Genomic DNA, 26,388 nt, shown 5'->3' on the forward strand with positions numbered 1-26,388 from the left:
CCGGCCGGGGAGGTCGAAATGATCACCTTGTCCGCACGCGCACTCATCACCGGCGCCTTCACCATCGCACTGAGCACGCCCATGGGCGCCGCGCTCGCCTCACCGGCGGACCCGCCCAGTCCACAGACCCAGAAGGATCTCGACCAGTCGATGCGCGGTGAGGCGTTCGCCAACGCCTCCTACCGTCTGTACGCGGCCCAGGCCGAGCGGGAGAACCTGCCGTCGGTGGCCCGGCTGTTCGAGCGCACCGCCGACGTCGAGCTGGGCGAGCACTTCAGGGAATCGGCCGCGCTGGCCGGCCTCGTGCACGGCGACGCCGAGAACCTGCGCGCCGCGGAGGCCGGGGAGATCTACGAGTCCCGCACCATGTATCCCGGCTTCGCCAAGGAGGCCAAGGCCGGGGGCGACAGCCGGGCGGCCGGACGCTTCTCCGAGGTCGCCCGCGACGAAGGCAGGCACGCGCGGGCGTTCGCCGCCGCGCTGCGCGCCGTCGAGTCCGGCCGGGGCACGCTGCCGAAACCGCCGAAGGCCGAGGCGGAGCAGGTCCCGCAGGGGCCGCCCGAGGTCCGCGCGCAGCGGACCAGGACCGCCCTGGACAAGGCGCTGCACGGCGAGGCCTTCGCGTACGCCAAGTACCGGCAGTTCGCCGAGCACGCCGAGAACCCGGCCGTGGCGAAACTGTTCCGCGGCACCTCCGACGTGGAGCTGCACGAGCACTTCGCCGGTGAGGCCAAGCTCGCCGGGCTGGTCGGCGACACGCGCGCCAACCTCACCAAGGCCGTCGCCGGCGAACGCTACGAGTCCGAGACCATGTATCCGACCTTCGCCAAGCGCGCCGAGGCGGCGGGCGACACCCAGGCGGCCGAACGTTTCTCGAACGACGCCGAGGACGAGGCCGGACACGCCCGTGCCTTCCAGCAGGCGCTGGACGAGCTGTCCTGATCAGAGCTGTCCTGACCACTCCACAGGAAACGGAACATGTTCACCGGACTGCCCTTGCACCCGCTGATCGTGCATGCCGCCGTCGTCTGCCTGCCGCTCGCGGCGCTCGGCACCATCGTGATGGCGTTCTGGCCCGCGGCGGCCCGGCGGCTGTGGCCGGCGGTGCTGTTCGTGTCCACCATCGCGCTGATCGCCGTACCGCTGTCGATCAGCAGCGGCGAGACGCTGGCGGCCACGGTCGGGGAGAACGAGCTCATCGAGGCCCACGAGGAGCAGGGCGAGCAGGTGCTGCCGTTCGTCATCATGCTCTGGCCGGCCGCGCTGGGCCTCTCCCTGGCGACCCGGTTCAGGGGACACCGCGGGCGCCCGGCGGCCCCCGGAGGGGCCGTCGCGCGACCGCGGTGGCACGCCGGCGTGATCATCGTGCTGGCGCTCCTGGCCCTGGTCGGCGGGGTGGGCGGCACCGTCGCCATCGTGCGGGCGGGCCACAGCGGAGCCCAGTCCGTCTGGACCAAGTGAGGTTCAGGAGGTCTGGTAGAGGTCGGGGACGCCGTCGCCGTCGGCGTCGGCGCTCTCCGCCTCGTGGACGCGCCGGTGGGCACGCGCCCGCAGCCGCAGGATCACCGTCGCCAGGAGCGCGGCGGCGAGCGAGCCGGCCAGCACCGCCACCTTGACCTGTTCCGCGCCGCCCGCGCCGAACGCCAGCTCCCCGATCAGCAGCGACACGGTGAATCCGATGCCGGCCAGGACGGCCAGTCCCAGCAGGTCGATCCAGGCCAGGCCCTCGGCCAGGGTGGCGCGGGTGAAGCGGGCCACCAGCCAGGTCGCGGCCAGGATGCCGAGCGGTTTGCCCACGAGCAGCCCGGCCACGATCCCGGCGGCGACCGGCTCGGTCAGCGTCCCGGCCAGGCCGCTCAGCCCGCCGAGCGCGACCCCGGCGGAGAAGAACGCGAAGACGGGGACGGCGATCCCCGCCGAGATCGGCCGGAACCGGTGCTCGAAGTGCTCGGCCGGCCCGGTCCCGTGTCCGTTCCCGTTCTTGCGCCACAGGACGGGAACGGTCATCGCCAGCAGCACCCCGGCCACGGTGGCGTGCACGCCCGAGGCGTGCACCAGCCCCCAGGTGGCGAACGCCGGCGGCAGCAGCAGCCACCAGGACCGCACACCCCGCTGGACCAGCGTGCCGAAGACCGCGAGCGGGACGAGTGCGCCCAGCAGCGGCAGCACCGCCAGGTGCGAGGTGTAGAAGACGGCGATGACGACGATGGCGATGAGGTCGTCCACCACGGCCAGGGTCAGCAGGAAGGTACGCAGCGCGTCCGGCAGGGAGCGGCCGATCACCGCCAGCACCGCCAGCGCGAACGCGATGTCGGTGGCCGTGGGAATCGCCCACCCCTGCCCCGCCCCGGCCGGCCCGGCGATCGCCAGGTACACCAGAGCGGGCACGACGACCCCGCCGAAGGCCGCCGCCACCGGCACCGCGGCCCGCCACGGGTCGCGCAGGTCGCCCGCGACGAACTCGCGTTTCAGCTCCAACCCCGCCACGAAGAAGAAGATCGCCAGCAGGCCGTCCGCGGCCCAGGTCGCCAGATCGAGGTTCAGGTGCAGCGCGGCGGGCCCGACCTCGACCGCGCGCAGCTCCTGATAGGTCTGCGCCCACGGCGAGTTGGCCCAGATGAGCGCGGCCAGCGCGGCGGCCAGCAACAGCGCGCCGCCGATGGTCTCCTTGCGCAGGATGTCGGCGATGCGGCGCGCCTCGGGCCAGCTGCTGCTCCGGCGGAGCAGGCGTGGCGCGTTACGGGTCGGGGTGCCGGGCATGGGTCTCCGCTCGTGACAGGGTACGGGTCGATCACCTGCCGACCAGACTTCCCGGCACACCTGGTGACAACGTATCAAAGCGGGCAAACAGCAAGATTCGGCGGGTGCCGCGGCTACGCGGACGCGGGCCCGCCGGGCTCGGTCCCGAGGAACGCGCGGATCCGGGCGGCGACGGCGGGATAGTCGGAGCCGAACCAGATCAGGTGGCTGTCGGCGCGGCTCTCCACCAGTTCGGCCCGTGGGAGCGCCGCGGCCAGGGACTCGGCGTGGGCGAAGGGCACCGAACGGTCGTTGCGGGTGGCGATGACGAGGGCAGGCTGGCCGACGCGGGAGGTGCAGTCGGCCACCGGGAGCAGGTCGGCGGCGAACCCGCGGCCCGAGCGCATCGAGGCGTACAGTTCGGTCAACGTGGCGCGGTCGGCGGCGCTCAGCCGCGCCAGCACCTGGCCGACGGGAAGCAGGGACAGGTCGCGGGTGAGCGCCCGCAGGCCCAGCTCCGGCACGAAGCGGATCATCGCGCGCACGAACGCCCAGGTGACGGCCTCCGTCCCGGGGCCGAACAGGATCCGCGCGCCCAGACGGGTACGCGGGCCGGGCCAGGGCAGGAAGGCGACCGAGCTCTGCAGGATCACCCGCCGCACGAGGCCGGGGTGGCGGGCCGCCATGGTCAGCGCGGTACGCCCGCCGGCGGAGATGCCGACCACCGCCGCGACCTGGTCGATGCCCAGCTCCCCGCACAGGCGGGCGAGGTCGTCGGCGAAGCCCTCCGCCGGGGCGGTGGGCGTGATCAAGGGGGTGCGCCCGTAGCCGGGACGCGAGGGGACGAGCACCCGCAGTCCCGCGCCGGTGAAGACGTCCTCGCCCAGGGCCATCCGCGCCCGCATGTGACCGCCGTGGAACACCAGGACCGTGCCGGGGCCCTCGCCGTGCGTGCGGTACTCCACCGTCCGCGCCCCCACGCGGGCCAGGACCAGGTCACCCGCGGGGTGCTGTCTGAGGGAATCGGTCATCTGCGTCTCCCGGAAGCCGAACGATCTCTTGCCGACCAGGCTTCCCGGCGCACCAGGTTCACCGTATCAGCGCGGCGGGCCGAGCCTTTGCTCTCCCGTGGGCTCGTCCCACCTTCCCTGGGGAAGGCAGCACCAGAGGGTTCCTCTCCTGGGGGCGGCAGTGAACGACGGCCAGACCGGCCGGCCCATCCTGGTCGGCTACGACGAATCGACCGAGAGCCGGAACGCGCTGCGCTGGGCGGTCGAGGAGGCGCGGCTGCGGAGGCGGCCCGTACTGGTCTGTCATGCCCTGCACTGGCCGTACACCACCAAGCCCGTCTCCGCCGAGATGATGGCGCAGATCGAGCAGGTGGCGCAGGGGGTCGTGGACGAAGGCGTCCGCCGCGCCCGCGAGCTCGCCCCCGAGGTGGAGGCGCGGGGGCTCCTCGCACGGGGCACCCCCGCGGCGGTCCTCCTGGAGGTCGGGCGCGAGGCGGAGCTGACCGTGCTGGGATCTCGCGGGCAGGGCGGGTTCGACGACCTGCGGGTGGGGTCGGCGGCCGTCCAGGTGCCCGCCCACTGCGTCACCCCGGTCGTCGTCGTACGCCCGGAGCTCCGGCCACCCGCCGCCGGCGCCGTCCGGATCGTGGTCGGCCTGGACGGCTCGCCCGCCTGCCTCACGGCCCTGAACTTCGCCCTGGCCGAGGCCGCACTGCGCCTCGGCACCGTGACGGCGCTGTGCTGCTGGACGGACTGCGGATCGTCGTCCTGGCCGGATCCGCTGCCCTTCGTGGACTCCCACGCGCTGCGCAGAGGAGCCGAGGACCGCTTCCGCGAGGTCGTGACGCGCCTGGCCGCCCGGCACCCGGACGTGCCGGTGGTCACCGAGTTCGTACCGGAACGCCCGCAACGCGCGCTGCTCACCGCGGCCGAGGACGCCGCGCTCCTCGTCCTCGGCAACCGGGGGAACGAGTCCCGTCCGTGCCTGCTCCTGGGGCCGGTCACGCAGAGCGCGCTGACCGAAGCGGGGTGCCCGGTCGCGGTGACCCCCGCAGCCGTCCTGAGACCGAGAATCCCACCGGACTGACCTCCGCGAACTCCGGTGAGCCGTCCGAATGGGACGAAGATAGGCGTGCCAGAATCCGTGCTGTAAGAGGCGAGATGAAGGTCAATCGAGAGAGCTAAGCCCGGCTATCGAATTCGCCATCCATGACACCGCCGATGAACGCCTTCCACTCATCGCGAGTGAACAGCAGTTTGGGCCCATCCGGGTCCTTGCTGTCACGAACGGCGACCACTCCAGGAAGATTCATCGCGACCTCCACACACTGGCCGCCGTTATCCGAAGAACGCGACGACTTCCGCCACACGGCGGCACTCAGATCCATGTACGTCTCGCTTCCTCAATCTTCTGGAGGGATACGCGCTCAGGATACGCCCACACCCTGATCGCCTCGTACCGCTGCCAAATGGCGGCCACGACATCACGGTCCGCCGTGATGTGCGCCTGCGTCGGTGAGTCTGAACTGACGACATCAGGTTGCCCGTTGGGCAACTCAGCAATCATGAAGGCCCCGGCCAAGCCGGCCACGCATTCCGGATCGACGACCTGAATGAAGAGGCCAGGTCGTTGGGCCATCTCCAGCAGATGGCCCAGTTGCTCGCACATAACTTCGGGCTCACCGATCCTACGGAACAGCACACCCTCATCGAGGAGCATCAGCAGCATGGGAGGTTCCTGCCGATCGAGGACGCGCTGCCGCCGCATCCGAGCCTCGACACGTTCATCCACCTCTTCCGCCGTGATCCGAGGCCCATGGCTGAAGATGTGGCGAGCGTATGCCTCGGTCTGAAGGAGACCCGGAACGAGCAGGGGATCCCACGAGCGCAGCACGAGGAGGCTGGGCTCGATCTCCTCAGCCCAGTTACGAAACCAGGGAGGGTTTCCCGGTTGGGCGACGATGCGTTCGTAGAGCCGGGCGAAGGAGACGCCGCCGGACGTGCCGAAGAGCAGGTCCAGCCGTTCGGCGTCCGACCGTGACGGCGTGCGGTTCGCCTTCTCCAGTCTGCTCACCTGCGTCTGCGTGCAGCCGAGCCGGGCCGCCACCGCAGCCTGGGAGAGCTCGGCGGCCTCCCGCAGCCGCCGCATCTCTGCACCGAAGCGTACGCGCGGAGAGTCCGGATTGATCGAGGGCACAACCTCCATGACATTTCCTCTCTTACTGGAGAAAACGGAAACTCTCGCGGAGTTGATGACTCCTTTAAACCACACCTGACCGGCTGCCGTCATTAGCCCTGCTGTCTTGGCCTGGAGAATCAGTCGCCCGCCACTACACCGAGAAGGCACGCTGAACGCACACCTTCTTATCCAGCGCAGACACAGAAGCCTGCCCACAGCATTCACCCGGTCCGGCGCAAATAGCTCGACACCGCTATTCGCCGTTCGACCGTACCCACAGGAAAGCCCGGAAAGGCGGGAGCATGACAGAACGCGAAGAGCACGAAAGATTCCGGCACCTGGCCCGGCTGGGCTGGGACCTGCGCGGCCTGGGCCACGACATCTCGCTGGTCATGCCCGCGACCGGCTCGCCCGTCCTGCAGATGTGCACCAAGACCGGCGTCAGGCTTCACATCACCGCCATTCGCCGATACTGCGGCTGGGTGTTCACCTGGCGGCCATGGTGGGCACGGCTGTGGCTGCGCGACAGATGGGTGGTGGCCCATGCCGACAATGCCGCCGCCATCATCGCCGCAGAGGTGGGCGCATGATAAGGCGCCTTCGCCATGACGTCACCGAAATGGTATTCCGGAAAGCCTCGCATATGACGGATTTCACGAGATTCCAGGCGACGGAAACAGCTCTCCGCGAGATCCACGGCCGGGCGCTGTATGCATACGTAGAGCGGTCGGCATGAGCACGTCGGATTTCCACAGCGCACACCTCAAACCAGCCAAGAACGGTCTCACCAAGATCAGCTGGTCTGCCTCCACAGACAGGGCCGTGTCCATCAGGGTCAGGAGTCACACCTGCGGCTGCATCCCCACGTCATACGAGCTGTGCGAGGCGGCAGGCCTGGCCTTCATCCGCCGCACCGTACGCTCCTCCGCGAGCACCCACGTCAGCGAGAGCCCCTGGCTGCAAAGGGCAGCGGCGATCAAGCTCTGGACAGCCCTGCTGGAGGGGTGGGCGCGGTGAACACACATGACCTTCCCGATCGAGGCTCTCCGGGAGAGATCCCGCCGATGCCGGCTCCGCCCCCCGCACGAGACGGCAAGGAAGCAAGCTGGGACCTGCCCGCCATACCTGAAGCGGTGGCCGCAGCGCGCCGGCTCGTGCGCGAGGCCCTCGCGGTGTGGGGCCTGTCCCCTCTGGCCGACGACCTGACCGTGGTCGTGTCGGAGGTCGTCACCAACGCGATCGTGCACGCGAAGTCCGCGGTGACCCTCTCCCTGCACCGGCAGGGCCGAAGCGTCCGGGGCGAGGTGGCCGACCACAGCCCCGTCTGGCCGACTCCGCTACCCGCGGGGCCGGACGAGGAGCACGGACGCGGACTGGCTATCGTCGCGGCCTACTCCGAGCGATGGGGTGTCGATCCGACACCGGACGGCAAGATCGTCTGGTTCGTCTGCGAGGGCTCGCCCCTCGGCGCAACAACCAAGTAGGTGGCAAGCTGTGACCATGCGAGCACCAAGAGCGAAGTTCTTCAATACCGCCGGACCTTGCGACCCCAGGCGCCACTACATACTGCCGCTCACGCCGCAGCTCTCGCAGGTGCGCGAGCTCATCGAGAGGGACTGCTACTTCGCGCTCCACGCGCCTCGCCAGACCGGCAAGACGACCGCGCTGCACACGCTGGAGGCCGAGCTGAACGCCGAGGGCGACACCGCCGCCCTGATGTTCTCCTGCGAGACCGCCAGGACGACCGGCGACGACCACGCCGCCGCGGAGGAGATCCTGCTGCACAAGCTCCGCGAGGCCGCCGCCTTGTCGACACTGCCCGAGGAACTGCTGCCGCCGAATCCCTGGCCCCAGGTAGCGCCGGGCAGCCGGTTCGGTGCGGCGCTGAGCGAATGGTGCCGCCGCAGCCGCCGCCGGGTAGTCCTGATTCTGGACGAGATCGACGCCCTCCACGGCGCCAGCCTGGTCAGCATTCTCAGCCAGCTTCGCGACGGCCACAACGCCCGGCATGAGGGCCGTCCCTTCCCTTCGTCCGTGGTGCTGTGCGGGCACCGCGACGTGCCCCACTACAAGGTCGCCTCGGGGGGCAACCGCGATTGGTCGAATCCGGCCGGCCCGTTCGCCATCATCACCGAGTCACTGCGGATGGGCGACTTCACCGCCGACCAGATCGCCGAACTGTACGACCAGCACAGCCAGGCGACCGGCCAAGCGTTCACCAAAGGCGCGGTGGACCGGGTCTTCAACCTGACCCAGGGCCAGCCCTGGCTGGTCAACGCCCTCGCCGACGAGATCACGTTCCGGATGGGGACGAGCGGCGCCATCGCCACCGCACATGTCGATGAGGCCAAGGAGCGGCTGATCCAGGAGCGGCCCGTCCACCTGGACGCTCTCATGGCGCGACTCTACGAGCCTCGGGTGGAACAGGTGATCCGCGCGATCATGGAGGGCACACTGCCGGGCGCGGACGCGTCCTTCGACGACGACGTCTCCTACGTTCGCGATCTGGGCCTTATCCGGAGAACCGGAGCACCGGAGATCGCAAACCCGATCTACCGACAGTTCCTGCTGCGGCACTCGCCCCTGTGCGCCGACCTGCTACGCCGGGAACAGCAGGGACCTTTCACCGACGAGAAGCTGGCCGAGGTCCGCACGAGGATCTTTGGGTCCCCAGACTCAATTGGTGGCAGACTGTGACCATGCCGCCACCCTGAGCAAGATATTTCAATACCACAGGTCCCTGCCTGGTCAACGGCGGCGGCTACCTCGACCGCGAGTACGCCGCCGGCACCAAACGCCTGGACGTGCTCGTTCGCTGGCCGTACAGCGGCCCGGAGGGCGACCGATTGATGCAACGCGAAGCCATGGAACTCAAGGTGTGGCGGCCAGGCGCGGACGATCCGAAGCCCGAGGGCCTGGCCCAGCTCGACCGCTACCTCGACCGGCTGACTCTGAACACCGGCGTCCTGGTCATCTTCGACCGCCGTCCCGAAGCCCCGCCTTGGAAGGAGCGCGGCGGCTTCGAGCAGGCGGCCACCCCTTCCGGCCGCCAAGTCACCGTCCTGCGCGTGTGACACCCAAACGGTCGATCACTCCGTGGCAAGCGTCTGCAGCAGGCGATCGAAGGCTGCGCCCTTTCCTGACGCCGGGCCGGGAGGCGGTCAGGTCGCCGCTTGCGACAGCTCCCAGCGCAGTTGAATCTCGCTCGGCGACTGCACCGGGAGGAACGCCGCCTCGCGCAGCCGCCGGTTGACCGGCGTGCCGGTGGCGTAGCCGCGCCCGCCGCTCGCGGTCGCCTCCAGACGAGTGGCCGCCAGGGTGAGGTGGGCGGCGTCGTACCGCAGCCGGGTGATCTCAAGGGGGTCGGCGGCGGCGGGCGCGTGCTGCGCCCGCCGCGCCCGTTCGGCGTAGTCGCCCAGCCGCGCGGTCGACTCCTCCAGATCGGGAACGAGGACGGCGGCGGCCTCGCCCTGGACGAGCCGGCGGGCCTCGTCCAGGGACCGGCGCGCCAGCCCCAGGCAGAACGCGGTCTGCAGCAGCAGGAGCACCGGCCGGGCACGCCGCACGAATCCGGCCAGGTCGTCGGTGACGACGTGCCCGGCGTCCACCCGGGCGCCGGTCAGGGTGATCGAGGACGAGGCGGTCGCGTTGAGCGCGAGCAATCGCCTGGGCGGGGCGACCGCGACACCGGGGTCACCGACGCGTACGACCGCGACGATGCGCCCCGCGCCGTCGCCGACCCGGGCCGGCAGCACGACCGCGGCCCCGGGGACCAGGTTGGAGGCCCACCTGATCGGGCCGTCCAGCCGGTACCCGCCGGCGTACGGCGTGGCGACGACGGGAACGGGACGCATGCCGGCCATCTCCTGCAGGGCGGCGGCCATCGCGGTGGAGCCGACCTCGGTGCCCGCGGCGAGTCCGGCCCGCAGCGGCCCGAGAGGGCCGCCGCTCCCGGCCTCGCGCAGGTACTCGATCACCATCCGGTGCGCCCAGAAGGAGAAGGCCGAGCTCAGGCACTCGCCGGCGATGACGTCGATCAGGGAGGCGACCTCCGCGACGCCGGTGTCCCCGGGACCGGCGTCCAGGCTGAGCAGGTTCCGCCGGCCGAGGTGGCGCAGCAGGTCGCGCGGGCCGATCGTGCCGTCGTCGCCCTGGTGGGGCGTCTCGTCCACGGACGCCGCCCGGCCGGCGAGGTGGGCGAGGACGTCGGGCAGGTGCTGCCGCCAGGCAGGCGCCATGACGGTCATCCTTCCTCCCCCTCGTTTCCGTGGCCGAGGGCGTAGAGGCGGCTGACCGGGGTGGAGACCGCGGCGCGTGCCCGGCGTACGGCGGACTCGTCGGGGGCGTCGTACAGGCACAGGCACTTGCTGGTGTCCTCGCGCACGTAGGTGCGCAGGAAGCTCACCTCGGGCACCTCCGCGTACAGCGGCGCCTTGGCCTTCTTGCGGGCGAGGTAGTCCTCCATCCCGATCTCGTCGGGGATGTCCCATTCCACCAGGTAATCGACCGTTCTCTTCGCCGACTTCACGTCGTCGAGGTCGGCGCCGACGAGCCGCACCTCGTCCGGGCCCGCGATCGCGGAGATCCCGGGCAGGGCTTCCAGATCGAGACGCAGGCCGGCGCACGAGGCGGCCTCGATGACGACGTAGACCGGGGACAGGTCTCTCGTCACCTGGGACTCGATCAGCTCGCCGCCCAGGCCGGCGGCCTGCCGGGCGACCTCGGCGATGGCGGCCTCCACGGCGGGCCGGTCGGCGGCGGTCGTGGTCAGTTCGATCAGATAGAGCGGCACAGGGCCTCCAGGCGTCGGTGGGGCCGGCCCCGTGCGCGACGGGGCGGATCTGACATAAGACAGTAAAACAGATCTGTCTTATGGGGAATACTCGGGTGTCATCCCCGGCTCCACCTGGCCGCCCCGGCATACACTCCTGGGATGGCCGCACTCCCCTCGCTCCGACCCGCCGACCGCCTCCTCGACGCCGCCACCCGTCTGTTCACGCTCCACGGCATCCGCGCGGTGGGCATCGACCAGGTCATCGCCGCGGCCGGAGTCGCCAAGTCGAGCCTGTATCAGGCGTTCGGCTCCAAGGAGGCGCTCGTGGTGGCCTACCTCGAACGCCAGGACGCCGCCGACCGGGCCGCCTACCGGGCCGCCGTGACGGGCGTCCGGGACGGGGTCGAGCGGGTGCTCACCTCGTTCGACCTGGCCATCGCCGGGGCGGGGCGGCGCTCGTACCGAGGCTGCCTCTATCTCAACGCGGCCACCGAGTTCCCCGAGCCCGGCCATCCGGTGGCGGAGGCGGTCGAGGCGCACCGCGCCTGGGTGCGCGCCCGGTGGTCGGAGGCGCTCGGCGACCGCGGCCCCGAGCGCGACTCCCTGGTCGCGCGGACCCAGGTCCTGTACGACGGCGGCATCGCCGGCGTCAAGTGCGCGCGCTCGACGGCGCCGATCGTCCTGGCGCGCGAGATGGCCGCCGGACTGCTGGGCGCGAATACGCCGGAGAACGCCTCTCGTTAAAAACCTTCTTGTCTGGTAGGTTTTGTGGGCGAGGCGATTCGGCGGCGTGCCGAGTCCGCCTGCCCGTTCACCGTGCGCGCCAGGACGACCGGCGCCGCCCACCGTGCCACCAGAGGACAGCCGTATGCAGCAGAAGATCGCCGAACTGGCCGGCGTCAGCGTCCGCTACGGACGGCACGACGTGCTGTCCGGCATCGACCTGCGGATCGAACAAGGAGAGTTCCTCGCCCTCGTCGGGCCGTCGGGAGCCGGGAAGTCGACCCTGCTGCGAGTGCTGTCCGGGCTTCAGGCGCCGACGTCGGGCACCGTCCACCGCCCCGAGGACGACGGCGGTGCGACCCGATCGGTCTTCCAGTACCCGCACCTGCTGCCATGGCGTACCGTCGCCCGCAACGTGCGCCTCGGCCTGGAGTACCGCGCCAACGGCGGCCGCCCGCTCGGCGGCAAGGAGGCCGCCGACCGGCGGGTGCGCGAGGTTCTGTCCGAGCTCGGCATCGGCGAGCTGGCCGGCCGCTACCCGGCCCAGCTCTCCGGAGGCCAGGCCCAGCGCGTCGCGGTGGCCCGCGCGGTCGTCGCCGGGCCCTCGCTGCTGCTCCTCGACGAGCCCTTCGGCGCGCTCGATCCGCTCACCAGGGCTGAGCTCCAGGACTGGCTCCGCTCGGTGCACACGACGCTCGGCCTGTCCACCGTGCTGGTCACCCACGACCTCGACGAGGCGCTGCTCCTCGGCGACCGGATCGGCCTCCTGCATCCCGGACCCGGTCCTCTGGAGCTGGTGACCTCTCCGGTGACGCGCCGCGAACAGCTCGCCGACGGCTCGGCGCGCAGGGAACTGCTCGCACGCTTCGGCTCCCCAGCCGAACGCGACGAGCTGAGCGGCCACGACGGCAAGGCACCTGACCCTCCCGCCGCGGCCTTGAGCGCCGGGATGGCGAGCACGCGGCGGGAGGCGCTGACCATCACCGGATCACTCGCCCTGCTCGCCGCCCCCGTCGTCGGATCCCTCCTGGGCACCGGCGACCGGACCGCCACCGCCGCCACCACCACCGCCGCCACCCCGGCGAGGCCCGGCGGTGCTGCGTCCGCGACGCTGCGCATCGGCTACCTGCCCATCACCGACGCCGCCCCGCTGCTGCTCGCTCACGACTCCGGCCAGTTCGGCAAGCGCGGCATCACCACCCCCGCCCCCGTGCTGTACCGGGGATGGGCACCTCTCGTCGAGGCCCTCCAGGGCGGCAACGTGGACATCGTCCACCTGCTGATGCCCCTCGCGATCCAGCTCCGCTACGACGCCGGCGTGCCGGTCAAGGTGCTGGCCTGGAATCACGCGAACGGCTCCGCCCTCACCGTCGCTAAGGACGTCGAGCGGGTGGAGGACCTGGCCGGCACGAAGGTCGCGGTCCCCGCGTGGTTCTCCGTCCACAACGTCGTGCTGCAGAAGCTGCTGCGCAAGGCGGGCATCAAGCCCGTGCTCGACACCGCGCCGAGCGCCCGGGACAGGACGACCCAGCTCGTCGTGATCCCCCCGGCCGACATGCCCACGGCGCTGCAGTCGGGCTCGATCTCCGGGTACATCGTCGCCGAGCCGTTCTGCGCCGCGGCCGAGGTTCTCGGCATCGGGAAGATCCTGCGCTTCACCGGCGACGTGTGGAAGGACCACGCGTGCTGCGTCACGGTCGTCCGCGAGCAGCTCGTACGCGACCGGCCGGACGTCGCGCTCCGGGCCACCGAGGCGATCATCGCCGCGCAGCTCGCCATCCGGGGCGACCGCGAGGGCGCCGCCCGCCGGCTGTCGGAGGGCCGCTACCTCCCGCAGCCGCTGCCCGCGCTGGAACGGACCTTCACCGCGCGAACCGACCCGGCCTACGTGTCGTCCGGAGCCGTCCGGCATCCCGAATGGGACTCGCGCCGCATCGACTTCCAGCCTCATCCCTATCCCGGCTACACCGGCGAGCTCGTACGCGCGATGAAGGAGACAGTCGTGGACGCGAACGTGACCTGGCTCGATGACCTCGATCCCGGGGAGGTGCACGGCGACCTCGTGGCCACCGACATCTCGGCGGCGGCGCTCGACGCCACCGGCGGGCTGAGCGCCTTCGGTGCGCCCAGGGTGCGCACGGAGGTCATCGAGCCGTGAAAGCGTCGGTCGACTTCCTGAGGCCCGAGGCCGCCGCGCCCGCGACGACAGCGGACCCGCACCGCCGCCGTCCCGCGATCTGGGCCGGCTGGCGGGCCGCCGTGGTGATCCTGGTGGTCCTGCTGTGGGGTCTCCTCGCGAACGTGATCTTCGCAGGGAACGCCGTGGTGTCCCGCATGGGTCCGGTCTCGGCGATCGGCGCGCTGGGCGGCATGCTCGTCGAGGAGGTCACGCTCTCGGCGGTGACCGCGTCGCTGGGACGCCTGCTGTCCGGCCTGCTGATCGCGACGGTGATCGGCGTGCCCCTGGGGCTGCTCTTCGGCTCCAGGGCCCTGGTCGAGTACGCAACCGCCCCGGTGGTCCAGTTCCTGCGCATGACCTCTCCGCTCGCCTGGGCGCCGCTCGTCATCGTCCTGCTCGGCTCGGACGACGCACCCGTGATCACCCTCATCGCCCTGGCCGCGCTGTGGCCGATCGTCCTCGGCGTCTCCTCGGGCAGGCGAGCGCTCGACCCCGGCGCGGCACTGGTCGCACGCTCCCTAGGGGCGACCCGCTGGGAGGTGGTCCGCAGCACGATCATCCCCGGGCTGGCCGGGCCGCTGCGGACCGCCCTGCGGGTGGCCCTCGGCATCGCCTGGGTGGTGCTGGTGCCCGCCGAGATGTTCGGCGTCTCCAACGGGCTCGGGTACGCGGTGCTCAACGCCCGCGACAACCTGGACTACGAGCGGCTGGCGGCGACGATGCTGCTCATCGGCGGGATCGGCTTCCTGCTCGACCGCGTGGTCGGCGCGGGCCGCGGCAAGCACGCGTGACCGCGGGCGCGCCGCCGGTGAGCCTGCTACGCCACCGGGGAAGATCGGCCGACCGGCGCGCTCCTGCCTAGGCCGCACCACCGGCGCGCTCCTACCTAGGCCGCACCACCGGCGCGTCTCGCCACGCAGGCGCTCATGACCGCGGCAGGAGCCGCCGTCGGGTGATGGTTCATGGCGAGCAGGGCCGGCCGCACCGCGCGCCGCCGGGCCGACGCGTCCGAACGGCGAGTTACGCCTGCGGCACAGCCCGCCCTGCAAGACGTGCGTCCTCATCGAGGCATACCTGGAGACGCCTCAGGGGCGTGGGCGGACCGCACGCGTTCAGTGCCGACGACCGACGGAGCGGGGCCTCACCCTTTGGCGGAGGGATTGACCCGGATGAGCGGGATCTCCCAGTGGGCGGCCCGGATGGGGTCCAGCATGGTGTCCGTGACGCCCGCGGTGAAGCGCTCGAACCCGAAGACCTTGAACAGCGCCTCGCGCCCGAACTTCGTGCTGTCGGCGACGAAGAACGCTTCGCTCGCGATCGAGCACATCTTGCGCTTGACCTCGGTGGCGTAGCTGGAGCTGGCGTAGATCCCGTCTTCCAGCACCGCCTCCGCGCCGAACACGGCGACGTTGACCCGCATGTTCTCGAGCTGTTGTAAAGACGTGGGGCCCCACATGGACGTGGTCGTCGGCAGGAGCTCACCGCCGATGAACACCAGGTTGTACTGGGGCTTGCGGGCGATCTCGAGAGCGATGAGCAGGTCGTGGGTCACCACGGTCAGGCGTGAACGGGACAGGTGGCGTGCCACCTCCAGGCACGTCGACCCGCCGTCGATGAGGATCGTCTGGTTCTCCAGCACCCGCTCGGCCATGGCCAGGCCGATCGCCTGCTTCTCCTGCTGTTGCGGCACCGCTCCCTGACTCGGCGGGGGAACGCTCACGGGAACGGCGCCACCGTGGGTGCGGTTGATCGTGCCGGTGGTGGCCAGGTGTTCGAGATCCCGACGGATCGTGGAGGCATCGACACCGAACTGCCGAGCCAACGAGGCGACACTCTGGAAGCCGTGCTCCTGGAGGAGCTCGACTATGCGTTCCCGACGTCCCATCCAACCCCCTCCATCGGATCGCGAGCATAACGCGGGTCCGCCTGATGCGCGATTCCGTGCAGGACTTTACACGTAAGCGTGTGGAAACCTCCTGGAAACTATCGACATATGCTCATGTAACACCTAGTCTGTGCCCAGCTCAAGGTAATGATGCACGGAATCAGGATCCGTACGCACGGGAGACGGCATGAAGCGGAAGCGCACACCAGTAGTCGTGGCCACCGGGCTCTTGGCCCTGTCGGTGACAGCCTGCGGCACCGTGAACGACGGAGCCGAAAGCGGCGAGAGCTCCACCGCCCGCGCCTCCGCCTCGGACACCACGATGGTCACCGTTGTCAAGGTCAAGGGCATCGCGTGGTTCGACCGGATGGATGAGGGCGTCAAGGCCTACGGGCAGGAGAAGGGCATCGACACCCGCACCGAAGGCGGTGACGACGTCAGCCCTGAGAAGCAGATCCAGATCATCCAGAACCTCATCGCCCAGCAGCCGACGGCGATCACCGTCGTGCCGAACTCTCCGGAAGCCCTCAGCAGCGTGCTGACCCAGGCCAAGGCCAAGGGCATCATCACCGTCGCGCACGAGGCGACCGGCATCAAGAACGTGGACGTGGACATCGAGGCGTTCGACAACGCCGTCTACGGCGAGAAGATCATGAAGAGCCTTGGCGACTGCATGGGCGGCAAGGGCGAGTACGTGCAGTTCGTCGGCGGACTGACCGCCAAGACGCACATGGAGTGGGTCGGCGCCGCGGAGAAGTTCCAGCAGGCGAACTTCCCCGGGATGAAGCGGGTCGAGGACCCGATCGAGAGCACCGACAACGAGACCGCCGCCTACCAGAAGGCCAAGGAGATCCTCGCGAAGCACCCGAACATCAAGGGCTTCCAGGGCTCGGCCGGCAACGACGTCCCCGGCATCGCCCGCGCCGTCGAGGAGGCCGGCAAGGAGAAGGACGTGTGCGTCATGGGCACGTCGATCCCCTCAGCCGCGTCGAAGTACCTCGCCACCGGCTCCATCGACAAGATCTTCTTCTGGGACCCCGCGCAGGCGGGCAAGGCACAGCTCGAGATCGCGCGCATCCTCTCCACCGGCGGGAAGATCGAGCCCGGAACGGACCTCGGCATCGAGGGTTACCGCAACCTCACGAAGCTCGACGGTTACGACAACGTCTTCCTCGGTGACGCCGCGATCGAGGCGGATGCCGAAACCGCCAAGAAGTACGACTTCTGATCGCAGAAGGGGGTCCAGGGCACGCTCGCCGGACCCCAGTGGAAAGGCGCCTCCCCATGTCCCCTGCAACTCCCCCGCCCGTCCTCGCAGTGCGGGACATCGTCAAGACCTATGGCGGTGTCACCGCACTCAACGGTGTCTCGCTCGACGTGCTGCCCGGCGAAGTGCTCTGCCTGGCCGGCGAGAACGGCAGCGGCAAGTCGACCCTCATCAAGATCATATCTGGTGTGGAGCGGCCCGACTCGGGCGAGATCGTCATCGACGGAACCGGTTATCGGTCGATGAATCCGACGGACGCCATCAAGCGCGGCATCCAGGTGATCTATCAGGACTTCTCCCTGTTCCCGAACCTCAGTGTCGCCGAGAACATCGTCCTGACCTCGGCCGTCGCCGATCGGCGGCGTCTCTACAGCGGACGCGCCGCCCAGGCCGCCGCGCAGGCGATCGTCGACGATCTCGGGTTCGACGTCGATCTCGACGCCGACGTCGAGCAGTTGTCCGTCGCGGACAAGCAGCTGACCGCGATCTGCCGGGCGCTCGTCAACGACGCCCGCGTGCTGATCATGGACGAGCCCACGACCGCGCTCACCCACACCGAGGTGGACCGGCTCTTCACCGTCGTCGAGCGGCTGCGCTCCCGCGGCGTGGCCCTCATCTTCGTCTCCCACAAGCTGGACGAAGTACTGCGGATCTCGCAAAGGGTCACCGTGCTCCGCTCCGGCGAGCACGTCATCACCGGCGACGCGGCCGACCTCGACTCCAAAGCCATCACCCGGTACATGACTGGCCGGGAGCTCGACGAGTCCCGGCAGGTGACGGATCTGGGGCCGGATGCCGGCGTCGTGCTCGAAGTCGAGCGGCTCGGGCTGCGCGGCGCGTACCAGGACGTCTCCTTCTCCGTGCGGCGCGGGGAGATCCTCGGCGTCACCGGGCTGCTCGGATCCGGGCGTACGGAGATCGCCGAGTCCCTCTTCGGCGCCCTGCCGCACGACACCGGCACCGTCAAGGTCGACGGCAAGGCGGTCCGGCTGCGCTCGATCCGCGACGCCATCGGCGCGGGGATCGGCTACGTGCCCGAGGACCGGCTCACCGAAGGGCTGTTCCTCGACAAGTCGATCTCCGACAACATCATCGCCGGCTCGCCCGACCAGCACAGGAACCGCGCCTGGATGCTGAACCGGCGTGCCATGCGCAAGACGATCGACGGCCTGTTCAAGCGGCTGCGCGTCAAGGCGCCGGACACCCGCGCTCCGGTGAGGTCGCTCTCCGGCGGCAACGCGCAGCGTGTGGTGCTCGCCAAATGGCTGGCCCGCCGTCCCCGCGTCCTCATACTCAACGGCCCCACCGTCGGGGTGGACGTCGGGTCCAAGGCGGAGATCCTCGCCATCCTCCGTGCTGAGGCCGCCGAAGGAAGGGGCGTCCTGGTCATCTCCGACGACGCCCCCGAGCTCGTGGCGTGCTGCCACCGCGTCCTCGTCGTGCGCCACGGGCGCATCGCCGAGATCCTCCAGGAAGGCGAGGTCACTGTGGAGGCGATCCGGGAGAAGGTGGCCGCATGAGCGCCCAGGGCTCGGTCCTGCGCCGGCTGCGAGGACCCAACAACGAGGGCGTCCTCGCGATCGTCCTGGTGCTGGTCATCGTGGGCATGTCGATCGCGAATCCCGCCTTCTTCACGCTCCCGACCGCCTTCAGCATCCTGCGCAGTTCGATCGTGCCGCTGATCATGGCTCTCGGCGTGCTGATGGTGATCATCTCGGGCGGCATCGACGTGTCGTTCGCGGCGATCGCGGTCTTCGCGGCCTACACGACGGTGACCGTGTTCGGCGGCGACCCGCTCGGGCTCGGCCTGGCCGGGGCGTTCGCGGCCGCGCTGCTCATCGGGGCGGGACTGGGGTCGGTCAACGGCTTCCTGATCTCCAGGTTCCGGCTGCCCACACTGATCGTCACCCTGGGCACCCAGGGCGTCTTCAACGGCATCCTGCTCGCCTACGTCGGCTCGCGGTACATCGCCAACCTGCCCGAGCCGATGGCGGCGATCTCGACGACGAACCTCATCGAGGTCACCACCTCGGGCGGACGCGCGTACCTGCACCTCCTGGTGATCCCGGCCATCGTGCTGGCGCTCGCGCTCAGCGTCGTGCTGCGGCGCACGATGTTCGGCAGGAGCATCTACGCGATCGGCGGCGACCTCGACGCGGCACGCCGCTCCGGCATCCGGGTGACGCGCACCCAGCTCGTGGTCTACGTGATCGTCGGCATGATGGCCGCGGTCGCCGGCATGATCTACATGATCATGGGGCGCAGCGCGAACCCCCATGAGCTCGTCGGCACCGAGCTCGACATCATCGCGGCCGTGGTCCTCGGCGGCGCGTCGATCTTCGGAGGCCGCGGCTCGGTGCTCGGGACCGTCCTCGGCGTCCTGCTGATCCAGGTGATCAACAACAGTCTCACCCTCGCCGGCGTGCCCAGCGCATGGCAGCGCACCGCCGTCGGCGTCCTGCTCGTCATCGGCGTCGGGGTGCAGGCGCTCGCCGCCAGAGGAACCAGGAAGGCCCGGAGCCGGGTCAAGATCAACAGCGGGCAGGAGGTGACGGCATGAAGACCACCCCACTGGAGCAAGGCCCGCTGGGCAAGCTGAACAGCACCGTCGACAACGGCTGGGCCCGTCTGCTCGACCGGATCTCGCCGCAGGGCGGGGCGCGGCGCATGCTCATCCTGCTGATCATCGCCTTCGCGCTCTTCTCGGTGCTCAAGCCGTCCGTGTTCCTGAGCTCGACGAACCTGCAGAACATCGCGCTCTCCGCACCGGAGATCGGCGTGATCTCGCTGGCGATGATGCTGGCGATGCTCACCGGCGGCATCGACCTGTCGCTCGTGTCGATCGCGAACCTGTCCGCGATCACCATGTCGACGCTGTTCACGACGATCGCCGCGGGAGATCCGGCCCAGGCCGAGCAGCTCGCCCCGGTCATCGTGCTCGCCGGCCTCGCCGTCGGGCTGGCGGGCGGCTTCGTCAACGGCCTGCTCGTCTCGGGCCTCGGCATCACCCCGATCCTGGCCACGCTCGGCACGATGCAGATCTACAACGGCATCGCGGTCGCCTGGACCGGAGGCAAGACGCTGTCCGGATCGCCGTCGGCTCTGACCAACCTGGGGCTGTCGACCATCGGCGGCGTCCCGCTGTTGTTCGTCATCTTCGTGCTCGTCGCCATCGCGTTCGGCGTCCTCGTCACCCGCACGCCCCTCGGACTGCGGATCCAGTTGCAGGGCGCCAACCCGACCGCCGCCCGCTACTCGGGCATCGCCACCCGCCGGATCCTGCTCAACACCTACGTTCTCACCGGCTTGCTCGGCGGCATCGCCGGCATCCTGTTCATCGCCCGCAACCCGACGGCCTCCGCCGACTACGGCGCGTCGTACGTGCTGCTCGTCATCGTGATCGCCGTGCTCGGCGGGACCAACCCCAACGGCGGCTTCGCCTCCGTCCTCGGCGTCGTGCTGGCCACCCTGACGCTGCAGATCGTGTCGAGCGGATTCACCGCGATGCGGATGTCCGCCTACGAGTACGCGATCGCGCAGGGGGTCATCCTCATCGCCGTCATGATCTACGACGAGGTGCGCCGGCGATGGACCAGGCCCGTGCGCCGGCGACTCGCCCGGCGCGCAAGCACGTGATGTCGGCACTCTCGTACTCACCTGGAAGGTAGAAGCGTGAAGAAGATCATAAACAAGCCTGGTGACTTCGTCGACGAGATGATCGAGGGCATCGTCCTGGCTCATCCCGATCTGGTGAAGAACCCCGGCGACGACCGCCGGATCCTGGTCCGGGCCGACGCGCCGGTCACCGGCAAGGTGGGCATCGTCACCGGCGGCGGCTCGGGCCACCTGCCGCTGTTCAAGGGCTATGTCGGGCGAGGGCTCTGCTCGGGAGTGGCGATCGGGAACGTCTTCAGCTCGCCCAGTTCCCAGCAGTGCTTCGAGGCCACGAAGGCGGTCGACGGCGGAGCCGGCGTGCTGTACCTGTACGGCAACTACGGCGGCGACGTCTTCAACTTCGACCTCGCCGCCGACCTCGCCGAACTCGAGGACATCGAGACCCGCACGGTGCTGGGCCGCGACGACGTCGCCAGCCAGCCGAAGGAGCGCAAGCACGAGCGACGCGGCGTGGCCGGGATCATGTTCGCCTACAAGGCCGCCGGCGCCGCGGCCGAGCGCGGCGACAGCCTCGACCAGGTCGCGGCGGTCGCGGAGGACGTCGTCGAGCACACCGCCACCATGGGCATCGGCCTGTCCCCGACGGTCATGCCCACCACCGGAGAGCCGAGCTTCACCCTCGCCGAAGGCGAGATGGAGATCGGCATCGGCATCCACGGCGAGCCCGGCATCCACCGGGGCCCGCTCGAAACGGCGGACGAGATCACCGACCGGATCATCGGCGCGCTCGTCGAGGACCTGGACCTGGTCTCGGGCGATCGCGTGGCCGTCCTGGTCAACGGCCTCGGCGCCACGCCCCTCGAAGAGCTCTACGTCATCTACCGCCGGGCGCACCAGGTGCTGTCGGAGCGCGGTCTGTCGATCGAGAAGAAGTACGTGGGCGAGTACGCCACCAGCCTGGAGATGGCCGGAGCCTCGATCTCCCTGCTCAAGCTCGACGACGCCCGCCTCGAACTTCTCAACGCGCCGGCGTCCTCGCCGTTCTTCCTGGAGGTCTGAAACCATGCGCTCGGCAGAGCTGATCGACACCATCAAGCGCAGCCTGTCGCAGCTCATCGGCGTAGCCGACGAACTGCGTGACCTCGACCAGGCACTGGGCGACGGTGACCTCGGCATCACCGTCTCGCTGGGGGCCGCCGCGGTCATCGAGGCGCTGGACACGGTTCCCGAGGACATCACGCCGGCGGAGATCGCCCGCACCTGCGCGAAGGCCTTCGCCAACGCCAACCCCTCGACGCTCGCCGCCCTCGTCGCGGGGGGCCTGCTCGCGGGATCGAAGACGTGGGCGGACGTCGAGGACGTCGACGTGTCGGCCGCCGCCAGGTTCGTCCGCGCGGCCGGCGACAACATCGCCCAGCGCGGCAAGACCCAGCTCGGTGACAAGACGATCGTCGACGTCATCCTGCCCGCCGCCGACGCTCTGAGCGCCGCCACCACCGGCGCCGCCGGCCTGGACGCGGCCACTGCCGTCGCCGAGAAGGCCGTCATCGAGACCCGCGCTCTGCAGTCCCGGCGCGGGCGCGCGGCCTGGCTGCAGGAACGCAGCATCGGCCTGCAGGACCCCGGCGCGACCGCCATGTGGCGGTTCCTGCAGAGCTGGCAGCAGGCCACCTCGTCTCGATGACCCGCGACGGGCGCGGGTGACACCGCTGCGGGAGCACACCGCGCTCGTCAAGAAGCCTGCTCACGAAGGACTGCGGCCGGTGCGGCCGGGGCCGGCGGACCCGCCGCGCGCTGGGTCGAGCCGGCCCTTCGGCATGCCGTGCGTCAGCATCGCCCCCCACTTGGACGAACGGTCCTCCAACGCGGGCGGCCCGGCCCGGCCCAGCGCCGCCTCCGCCCCCGCCCCCGCCTCCGCGCAGCTCCGTGAGCCGGCCCGCCCCGAAGGCGAGGGGCGGGCAATCCGGGAATTCCACGTACGGCTCGCCCCGCCACAGCCGCCGGAACCTCGGCGCGTCGATCTCCTCGTCGACGGCGTCCAGAGAGTAGGCGTGCCGGTGGCCGGCACAGCCCGAGCGCAGCGCTCGCCTCCCTGCCTGTTCAGGATCATCACCCAATGATGCGGTGGACCGCGCCTTCATGCCACGCTTAACATCTAAATCATATACAGGTAGCATCTGTCCTGACGGCGATCCCACTCCAGCGAGGAGAACCCGGACAAAGATGACGGACTGGCAGCTTCTAGCCCCGGACGAGGACAGCCTCGCCCTCGCCGACACCGCCCGCGCCCAGTTCCGATCGCTGCGTGGCCCGGCGGTCATGCGGGCCGCGCTCGACGGCGGCGAGCCGGGCGGGTGGGAGACGGTCGCGGACGGCGGTTACGCCGACATCGGGATACCCGAGGAGCTCGGCGGGATCGGCCGGATGATCGACCTGGTGGTCATGCTCGAAGAAGCCGGGCGCGCCCTGCTCACCGCTCCCCTGCTGGCGTCGGCGCTCGCGTTCCGTACGCAGGTCGCGGCCGGGGTGCATCGGGAGGAGTTCCGGCGGGCGCCCGCGGGCTTCGGGATCGCCGAAGGGGTGGTCGACGGGGACGGCCGGTGCCGCGTCGAGCGGGTGCACGTTCTGGGCGGCCATGGCGCCGCCGCGTTCACCCTGGTCGTGAAGGGCCCGGAGCGGGCGTGGGTCGTCGTGGTCGATCCGGGGGCCGAGGGGGTCGAGGCGGTGGGGCAGGAGACCCTGATCGATCCGTCCCGGCCGCTCCCGGCCTTCCGGCTCGGGCACGAGGCGGGCGTGGCCGCTGCCGAGTGGCGGGAGTCGACGCTCGGCGATCTGGAACGGGTGCTGGCGGGGGCTCGGGTCTGTGTCGCCGCCGACCTGGCCGGGATCGCCGCGGGCGCCCTGGACGGGGCCGTCGAGCATGTGCTCCAGCGCAGGCAGTTCGGGCGGGCGCTCGGCGCCTTCCAGGCGGTCAAGCATCAGCTGGCGGACGCCTACACGGCGGTCGAGCGGGCTCGCAGTCTCGTCTACGGCGCGGCCCTGAGCCTGACCGCCCGGGACTGTCTGCTGGCCAACGCGGTCGCCGCCGAGACCGCCGTGCGGGTCACGTCGCTGTTCACCCAGCTCATGGGCGCCATGGGGGTCACCTTCGAGGCGGACTGCCACCTGTTCCTGCGGCGCGCCCACCAGACGGCCGGCCTGCTCGGGGAGCCGGACGCCCTCTACCTGGCGGCGGCGCGGATCGAAAGGCGGATCTCCCGATGACGGATGTGACCTCCGAGTTCGAGGCGTTCCTCGACGGCTTCCTGCCCGCGGACTACGCGGAGAACTACCGGCGTCACCGCCGCGACGTGAAGCTCCGTACCGAGTACCAGGCCGCCGCGTTCGACGCGGGCTGGCTGATCCCCGAATGGGACCGGGGCGAGGGCGGGCGCGGCCTGAGCGTCCCCGACGCGCTGGCCGTCAAGCTCGCCGGCGCGCGCCGCCGGGTGCCGCGGCTGATGAACATCCAGGGCGCCGGGGTCGCGGCGCCGGCCATCAGGTCGTACGGCACCGCCGCCCAGCGGGAGCGGCTGCTGCGGCCGGCCGCGCGCGGGGACGAGTGGTGGGCGCTCGGCATGTCGGAGCCCGGCGCCGGGTCCGATCTCGCCGCGCTGCGCACGACGGCGACGCTCGCCGACGGCGTGTTCACCGTCAACGGGCAGAAGGTGTGGACGACGCAGGCGGACGAGGCCCGGTGGTGCGCGCTGTACGTCCGCACCGACCCGGAGGCCAGGCCGCACCGCGGCATCTCCTGCCTGATCCTCGACCTGCGCAGCCCCGGGGTGGAGGTCCGGCCGATCCGCACCGCCGGGCCGGCGGTCGAGTCCTTCTGCGAGGTCTTCCTCGACGACGTGAAGGTGCCGGAGGACGCGCTGCTGGGCCCGCTGCACGGCGGCTGGGGCGTGGCCATGTCCAGCCTCGAACACGAGCGGGACATGATCTGGATCAACACCTGGCTGGAGACCACCCGCGCGCTGGAGCCCACGCTGACGGCGCCGGAGCTGTCGGAGCACCAGCTCGTCCGGCTGGGCCGGTCGCTGGCGGACGCGGAGGGGGTGCGGCTGACCGGGCTGCGGACCGCTGCTCAGCGGTGGGCGGGCCTGCCGTCCCCCGCGTCGTCGATCCTCAAGCTGCTCGGCTCGGAGTCGGTGCAGCGCGCGGCCCTGCTGTCGCTGGAGAGCGCCGGGGCGCGGGCGTTCGACGACCCCGCGCTCTTCGACGAGCGGCTCGAATCGCTGGCCGCCACCATCTACGGCGGCACGTCGGAAATCCAACGCAACATCATCGCGGAGCGTACGCTCGGACTACCGAAAGGCACGCCATGACAGAGACCCACCCCCTGCTGGGCAGGACAGCCGTCGTGTCCGGAGCCGGACGCGGACTCGGCCGGGCGATCTCCACCGCGCTCGCCGGGGCGGGCGCCGTGGTGTGCGGCGTCTCCCGCAACGCCGAGGAGCTGGAGAGCCTCGCGGCGGAGATCAAGGCCGCGGGCGGCCAGGCGTACGCGTTCCCGGCCGACATCCGCAGCCCCGCCGATCTCGACCGGCTGCGCGACGCGGTGCTGGCCGAGGTCGGCGGCGTCGACATCCTGGTGAACAACGCCGGCAACCTGGTGAAGCGGCCGGTCGTCCCGCTGCCCGTGGACGAGGCGTCCGGGGAGAAGGTGGGGCAGCCGGGCTCGGGGCCGGCGAGTGTCGCCATGACCGACGAGGAGTGGGACTCGGTGCTGGACACGCACGTCCGCGGGTCGCTCCACCTCGTGAGATCATTTGTGCCGGGGATGCTGGAGCGGAGGCGCGGCCGGGTGATCAACATCGCGTCGAGCAGCGTCGCCCGGTCGGCCAACCTGACGGTGAGCTACCAGGTCGCCAAGGGTGCCATCACCCAGCTCACCCGGGCGCTCGCCAAGGAGTGGGCGGCCTTCGGCGTCACCGTCAACACCATCGCGCCGGGGCACTTCCGCACCAGCATGACGCAGGCTCTTCACGACAGTCCAGAAGGTCAGGCCTGGTTGAAGGAGCGCATCCCGATGCGGCGCACCGGCGATCCCAGGGAGCTGGGGGCGCTGGCCGTCCATCTGTCGGGGGACCTCGCTTCGTTCATCACCGGCCAGACCATCTTCATCGACGGCGGTGAAACACTCTGATGACCGAGTCCGAGATCCCACCACGCCCCCGCCGCATGCCGTTGCGGACACCGCGGGTGGCCGAGGCCCTGGCGGCGCAGCTCAGGCTGCGCATCCTGGAAGGTGATCTCGCCGACGGGGCGGAGCTGCCCACGGAGCCGGTGCTGCTCCAGGAGTACCCGGTCAGCCGGCCGAGCCTGCGCGAGGCGTTCCGCATCCTGGAGACGGAGGGGCTGGTGGTGGTCCGCCGCGGCAAGCGCGGCGGCACCGTCATCAAGGCCCCGGCCCCCGGGTCGGCCGCGTACCACATGGGGCTGCTGCTGCACGCGCGTGCCACCCCCATGCGGGACCTGGCGGCGGCCCGCAACCTGCTGGAGCCGCTGTGCGCGGAGCACGCGGCGGGCCGCGACGACCACGAGGCGGTCGCCGTACGGCTGCGGCAGCTCAACGAGGAGGCCGCGCAGGTCGTGGAGGACGGGCCGGCGTTCACCGGGGCGTCGGTCAGGTTCCACGAGGGGCTGGTGGACGCGGCCGGCAACGAGACGCTCCGGGTGGTCGTCGGGATGCTGGAGAGCGTCTGGAGCGTACAGGAGCGGGGGTGGGCCCGCCGGGCCTCCGACGAGGCGAGCTACCCGCCGGTGGACCGGCGGCACGCGGTGCTGCGGGCGCACGGCGCCATCGAGAAGGCCATCGGGGCGGGGGACGCGGCGCTGGCCGGCAAGCTCATGCGGGCGCATCTGGAGGCGTCGCAGCTGTACGTCGCCTCGGACGACGCGCCGCCCGTCCAGGTGCTGGACGAGTACGGCAACCCGCGCATGGACGGCCGCGACTGATCCGGTGAAAGGCCGGC

At 70.7% G+C, this 26,388-nt stretch carries 28 protein-coding genes and 1 pseudogene; 22 read left to right on the forward strand and 7 right to left on the reverse strand.

Annotated elements, in window-relative coordinates; genetic code table 11:
* Positions 1-18: 18 nt before the first annotated feature.
* Together SMD20_RS16670 and SMD20_RS16675 are read left to right on the forward strand one after the other, a co-directional pair.
* A complete protein-coding gene (locus tag SMD20_RS16670; protein WP_329581579.1) occupies positions 19-942 on the forward strand; it encodes a ferritin family protein in 924 nt (307 codons plus the stop codon).
* A gap of 36 nt (positions 943-978) precedes the next feature.
* Complete coding sequence (locus tag SMD20_RS16675; RefSeq protein ID WP_329581582.1) at positions 979-1,461, forward strand: hypothetical protein; 483 nt, start codon at positions 979-981, stop codon at positions 1,459-1,461.
* 3 nt (positions 1,462-1,464) lie between these two features.
* Here the strand turns inward: SMD20_RS16675 and nhaA are convergent, their stop codons facing one another.
* Both nhaA and SMD20_RS16685 read right to left on the reverse strand, forming a co-directional pair.
* Positions 1,465-2,760, reverse strand: a complete 1,296-nt coding sequence (gene nhaA, locus SMD20_RS16680) for a Na+/H+ antiporter NhaA (RefSeq protein ID WP_329581585.1) — start codon at positions 2,758-2,760, stop codon at positions 1,465-1,467.
* Positions 2,761-2,873: 113 nt separating this feature from the next.
* Entirely contained in the window at positions 2,874-3,770 is an 897-nt protein-coding gene (locus SMD20_RS16685; protein ID WP_329581588.1) for an alpha/beta fold hydrolase, read from the reverse strand.
* A 160-nt stretch (positions 3,771-3,930) separates the two neighbouring features.
* Here SMD20_RS16685 and SMD20_RS16690 point away from each other — a divergent pair, with 160 nt between their 5' ends.
* Positions 3,931-4,836: a universal stress protein gene (locus SMD20_RS16690; RefSeq protein ID WP_329581591.1), complete on the forward strand. Its 906-nt coding sequence runs from the start codon at positions 3,931-3,933 to the stop codon at positions 4,834-4,836.
* 94 nt (positions 4,837-4,930) lie between these two features.
* On the opposite strand, the gene SMD20_RS16695 is transcribed toward SMD20_RS16690, so the two are convergent.
* On the reverse strand, positions 4,931-5,137 hold the full coding sequence (locus tag SMD20_RS16695) for a DUF397 domain-containing protein (RefSeq protein ID WP_329581593.1): 207 nt from the start codon (positions 5,135-5,137) through the stop codon (positions 4,931-4,933).
* Positions 5,128-5,955, reverse strand: a complete 828-nt coding sequence (locus tag SMD20_RS16700) for a helix-turn-helix domain-containing protein (protein WP_329581596.1) — start codon at positions 5,953-5,955, stop codon at positions 5,128-5,130. Before SMD20_RS16700 ends, SMD20_RS16695 begins: the two co-directional genes overlap by 10 nt.
* Before the next feature lie 275 nt (positions 5,956-6,230).
* Between SMD20_RS16700 and SMD20_RS16705 the strand changes: the two genes are divergently transcribed.
* The 5 genes from SMD20_RS16705 (at position 6,231) to SMD20_RS16725 (ending at position 9,002) form a co-directional block, all read left to right on the forward strand.
* Complete coding sequence (locus SMD20_RS16705) at positions 6,231-6,518, forward strand: hypothetical protein (RefSeq protein WP_329581597.1); 288 nt, start codon at positions 6,231-6,233, stop codon at positions 6,516-6,518.
* Positions 6,519-6,660: 142 nt separating this feature from the next.
* Complete coding sequence (locus tag SMD20_RS16710) at positions 6,661-6,945, forward strand: hypothetical protein (RefSeq protein ID WP_329581598.1); 285 nt, start codon at positions 6,661-6,663, stop codon at positions 6,943-6,945.
* A 47-nt stretch (positions 6,946-6,992) separates the two neighbouring features.
* Positions 6,993-7,412 (forward strand): ATP-binding protein, encoded by a 420-nt coding sequence (locus SMD20_RS16715; protein ID WP_329581599.1) that lies wholly within the window; start codon positions 6,993-6,995, stop codon positions 7,410-7,412.
* A gap of 109 nt (positions 7,413-7,521) precedes the next feature.
* Positions 7,522-8,625: an ATP-binding protein gene (locus tag SMD20_RS16720; protein ID WP_329581601.1), complete on the forward strand. Its 1,104-nt coding sequence runs from the start codon at positions 7,522-7,524 to the stop codon at positions 8,623-8,625.
* Positions 8,626-8,792: 167 nt separating this feature from the next.
* A complete protein-coding gene (locus tag SMD20_RS16725; RefSeq protein ID WP_329581603.1) occupies positions 8,793-9,002 on the forward strand; it encodes a hypothetical protein in 210 nt (69 codons plus the stop codon).
* An 87-nt stretch (positions 9,003-9,089) separates the two neighbouring features.
* Here SMD20_RS16725 and SMD20_RS16730 read toward each other — a convergent pair whose 3' ends face one another.
* Positions 9,090-10,175, reverse strand: a complete 1,086-nt coding sequence (locus tag SMD20_RS16730; RefSeq protein WP_329581605.1) for an acyl-CoA dehydrogenase family protein — start codon at positions 10,173-10,175, stop codon at positions 9,090-9,092.
* Positions 10,172-10,720, reverse strand: a complete 549-nt coding sequence (locus SMD20_RS16735) for a DUF4242 domain-containing protein (protein ID WP_329581608.1) — start codon at positions 10,718-10,720, stop codon at positions 10,172-10,174. Before SMD20_RS16735 ends, SMD20_RS16730 begins: the two co-directional genes overlap by 4 nt.
* A gap of 141 nt (positions 10,721-10,861) precedes the next feature.
* Between SMD20_RS16735 and SMD20_RS16740 the strand changes: the two genes are divergently transcribed.
* The 4 genes and pseudogenes from SMD20_RS16740 (at position 10,862) to SMD20_RS16750 (ending at position 14,395) form a co-directional block, all read left to right on the forward strand.
* Positions 10,862-11,446 carry a TetR/AcrR family transcriptional regulator gene (locus tag SMD20_RS16740; RefSeq protein ID WP_329581610.1) on the forward strand — a complete coding sequence of 195 codons (585 nt, stop codon included), beginning with the start codon at positions 10,862-10,864 and terminating at the stop codon, positions 11,444-11,446.
* 124 nt (positions 11,447-11,570) lie between these two features.
* A pseudogene (locus SMD20_RS48355) lies at positions 11,571-12,044 on the forward strand (ATP-binding cassette domain-containing protein); the annotation flags it as partial.
* A 90-nt stretch (positions 12,045-12,134) separates the two neighbouring features.
* Positions 12,135-13,583, forward strand: a complete 1,449-nt coding sequence (locus tag SMD20_RS16745; protein ID WP_442942598.1) for an ABC transporter substrate-binding protein — start codon at positions 12,135-12,137, stop codon at positions 13,581-13,583.
* The gene (locus SMD20_RS16750; RefSeq protein WP_329581615.1) at positions 13,580-14,395 is read left to right on the forward strand and encodes an ABC transporter permease; all 816 of its coding nucleotides are present in this window, start codon (positions 13,580-13,582) and stop codon (positions 14,393-14,395) included. Before SMD20_RS16745 ends, SMD20_RS16750 begins: the two co-directional genes overlap by 4 nt.
* Positions 14,396-14,745: 350 nt before the next feature.
* On the opposite strand, the gene SMD20_RS16755 is transcribed toward SMD20_RS16750, so the two are convergent.
* Complete coding sequence (locus tag SMD20_RS16755) at positions 14,746-15,489, reverse strand: DeoR/GlpR family DNA-binding transcription regulator (protein WP_329581618.1); 744 nt, start codon at positions 15,487-15,489, stop codon at positions 14,746-14,748.
* Between the two features lie 187 nt (positions 15,490-15,676).
* Here SMD20_RS16755 and SMD20_RS16760 point away from each other — a divergent pair, with 187 nt between their 5' ends.
* The 10 genes from SMD20_RS16760 to SMD20_RS16805 all read left to right on the forward strand — a co-directional run bounded on the left by SMD20_RS16760 (position 15,677) and on the right by SMD20_RS16805 (position 26,371).
* Positions 15,677-16,717 carry a substrate-binding domain-containing protein gene (locus SMD20_RS16760; RefSeq protein ID WP_329581620.1) on the forward strand — a complete coding sequence of 347 codons (1,041 nt, stop codon included), beginning with the start codon at positions 15,677-15,679 and terminating at the stop codon, positions 16,715-16,717.
* A gap of 56 nt (positions 16,718-16,773) precedes the next feature.
* Positions 16,774-18,276 (forward strand): sugar ABC transporter ATP-binding protein, encoded by a 1,503-nt coding sequence (locus SMD20_RS16765; protein WP_329581623.1) that lies wholly within the window; start codon positions 16,774-16,776, stop codon positions 18,274-18,276.
* The gene (locus tag SMD20_RS16770) at positions 18,273-19,316 is read left to right on the forward strand and encodes an ABC transporter permease (RefSeq protein ID WP_329581626.1); all 1,044 of its coding nucleotides are present in this window, start codon (positions 18,273-18,275) and stop codon (positions 19,314-19,316) included. The genes SMD20_RS16765 and SMD20_RS16770 overlap by 4 nt, the downstream gene beginning before the upstream one ends.
* On the forward strand, positions 19,313-20,392 hold the full coding sequence (locus tag SMD20_RS16775) for an ABC transporter permease (protein ID WP_329581629.1): 1,080 nt from the start codon (positions 19,313-19,315) through the stop codon (positions 20,390-20,392). The genes SMD20_RS16770 and SMD20_RS16775 overlap by 4 nt, the downstream gene beginning before the upstream one ends.
* Before the next feature lie 36 nt (positions 20,393-20,428).
* The gene (locus SMD20_RS16780; protein ID WP_329581632.1) at positions 20,429-21,430 is read left to right on the forward strand and encodes a dihydroxyacetone kinase subunit DhaK; all 1,002 of its coding nucleotides are present in this window, start codon (positions 20,429-20,431) and stop codon (positions 21,428-21,430) included.
* Between the two features lie 4 nt (positions 21,431-21,434).
* Positions 21,435-22,055: a DAK2 domain-containing protein gene (locus tag SMD20_RS16785; RefSeq protein ID WP_329581635.1), complete on the forward strand. Its 621-nt coding sequence runs from the start codon at positions 21,435-21,437 to the stop codon at positions 22,053-22,055.
* A 539-nt stretch (positions 22,056-22,594) separates the two neighbouring features.
* Positions 22,595-23,635 carry an acyl-CoA dehydrogenase gene (locus SMD20_RS16790; protein ID WP_329581638.1) on the forward strand — a complete coding sequence of 347 codons (1,041 nt, stop codon included), beginning with the start codon at positions 22,595-22,597 and terminating at the stop codon, positions 23,633-23,635.
* Positions 23,632-24,738: an acyl-CoA dehydrogenase family protein gene (locus SMD20_RS16795; RefSeq protein WP_329581641.1), complete on the forward strand. Its 1,107-nt coding sequence runs from the start codon at positions 23,632-23,634 to the stop codon at positions 24,736-24,738. Before SMD20_RS16790 ends, SMD20_RS16795 begins: the two co-directional genes overlap by 4 nt.
* Positions 24,735-25,559 (forward strand): SDR family NAD(P)-dependent oxidoreductase, encoded by an 825-nt coding sequence (locus tag SMD20_RS16800; RefSeq protein ID WP_329581643.1) that lies wholly within the window; start codon positions 24,735-24,737, stop codon positions 25,557-25,559. Before SMD20_RS16795 ends, SMD20_RS16800 begins: the two co-directional genes overlap by 4 nt.
* Positions 25,559-26,371 carry a FadR/GntR family transcriptional regulator gene (locus tag SMD20_RS16805; RefSeq protein ID WP_329581646.1) on the forward strand — a complete coding sequence of 271 codons (813 nt, stop codon included), beginning with the start codon at positions 25,559-25,561 and terminating at the stop codon, positions 26,369-26,371. The genes SMD20_RS16800 and SMD20_RS16805 overlap by 1 nt, the downstream gene beginning before the upstream one ends.
* Positions 26,372-26,388: the final 17 nt, after the last annotated feature.

The organism is Nonomuraea sp. LP-02 (assembly GCF_036289125.1).
In the GTDB taxonomy this organism is placed as follows: Bacteria; Actinomycetota; Actinomycetes; order Streptosporangiales; family Streptosporangiaceae; genus Nonomuraea; species Nonomuraea bangladeshensis.

Bases quoted from the DNA above. Each gene is read 5' to 3' on its own strand.
- SMD20_RS16805 (WP_329581646.1), top strand. From the start codon at position 25,559: ATGACCGAGTCCGAGATCCCACCACGCCCCCGCCGCATGCCGTTGCGG.
- SMD20_RS16760 (WP_329581620.1), top strand. From the start codon at position 15,677: ATGAAGCGGAAGCGCACACCAGTAGTCGTGGCCACCGGGCTCTTGGCC.
- SMD20_RS16800 (WP_329581643.1), top strand. From the start codon at position 24,735: ATGACAGAGACCCACCCCCTGCTGGGCAGGACAGCCGTCGTGTCCGGA.
- SMD20_RS16715 (WP_329581599.1), top strand. From the start codon at position 6,993: ATGCCGGCTCCGCCCCCCGCACGAGACGGCAAGGAAGCAAGCTGGGAC.
- SMD20_RS16725 (WP_329581603.1), top strand. From the start codon at position 8,793: ATGGAACTCAAGGTGTGGCGGCCAGGCGCGGACGATCCGAAGCCCGAG.
- SMD20_RS16755 (WP_329581618.1), bottom strand. From the start codon at position 15,489: ATGGGACGTCGGGAACGCATAGTCGAGCTCCTCCAGGAGCACGGCTTC.
- SMD20_RS16770 (WP_329581626.1), top strand. From the start codon at position 18,273: ATGAGCGCCCAGGGCTCGGTCCTGCGCCGGCTGCGAGGACCCAACAAC.
- SMD20_RS16765 (WP_329581623.1), top strand. From the start codon at position 16,774: ATGTCCCCTGCAACTCCCCCGCCCGTCCTCGCAGTGCGGGACATCGTC.
- nhaA (WP_329581585.1), bottom strand. From the start codon at position 2,760: ATGCCCGGCACCCCGACCCGTAACGCGCCACGCCTGCTCCGCCGGAGC.
- SMD20_RS16705 (WP_329581597.1), top strand. From the start codon at position 6,231: ATGACAGAACGCGAAGAGCACGAAAGATTCCGGCACCTGGCCCGGCTG.
- SMD20_RS16700 (WP_329581596.1), bottom strand. From the start codon at position 5,955: ATGGAGGTTGTGCCCTCGATCAATCCGGACTCTCCGCGCGTACGCTTC.
- SMD20_RS16775 (WP_329581629.1), top strand. From the start codon at position 19,313: ATGAAGACCACCCCACTGGAGCAAGGCCCGCTGGGCAAGCTGAACAGC.
- SMD20_RS16695 (WP_329581593.1), bottom strand. From the start codon at position 5,137: ATGGATCTGAGTGCCGCCGTGTGGCGGAAGTCGTCGCGTTCTTCGGAT.
- SMD20_RS16740 (WP_329581610.1), top strand. From the start codon at position 10,862: ATGGCCGCACTCCCCTCGCTCCGACCCGCCGACCGCCTCCTCGACGCC.
- SMD20_RS16685 (WP_329581588.1), bottom strand. From the start codon at position 3,770: ATGACCGATTCCCTCAGACAGCACCCCGCGGGTGACCTGGTCCTGGCC.
- SMD20_RS16785 (WP_329581635.1), top strand. From the start codon at position 21,435: ATGCGCTCGGCAGAGCTGATCGACACCATCAAGCGCAGCCTGTCGCAG.
- SMD20_RS16795 (WP_329581641.1), top strand. From the start codon at position 23,632: ATGACGGATGTGACCTCCGAGTTCGAGGCGTTCCTCGACGGCTTCCTG.
- SMD20_RS16790 (WP_329581638.1), top strand. From the start codon at position 22,595: ATGACGGACTGGCAGCTTCTAGCCCCGGACGAGGACAGCCTCGCCCTC.
- SMD20_RS16670 (WP_329581579.1), top strand. From the start codon at position 19: ATGATCACCTTGTCCGCACGCGCACTCATCACCGGCGCCTTCACCATC.
- SMD20_RS16710 (WP_329581598.1), top strand. From the start codon at position 6,661: ATGAGCACGTCGGATTTCCACAGCGCACACCTCAAACCAGCCAAGAAC.
- SMD20_RS16730 (WP_329581605.1), bottom strand. From the start codon at position 10,175: ATGACCGTCATGGCGCCTGCCTGGCGGCAGCACCTGCCCGACGTCCTC.
- SMD20_RS16675 (WP_329581582.1), top strand. From the start codon at position 979: ATGTTCACCGGACTGCCCTTGCACCCGCTGATCGTGCATGCCGCCGTC.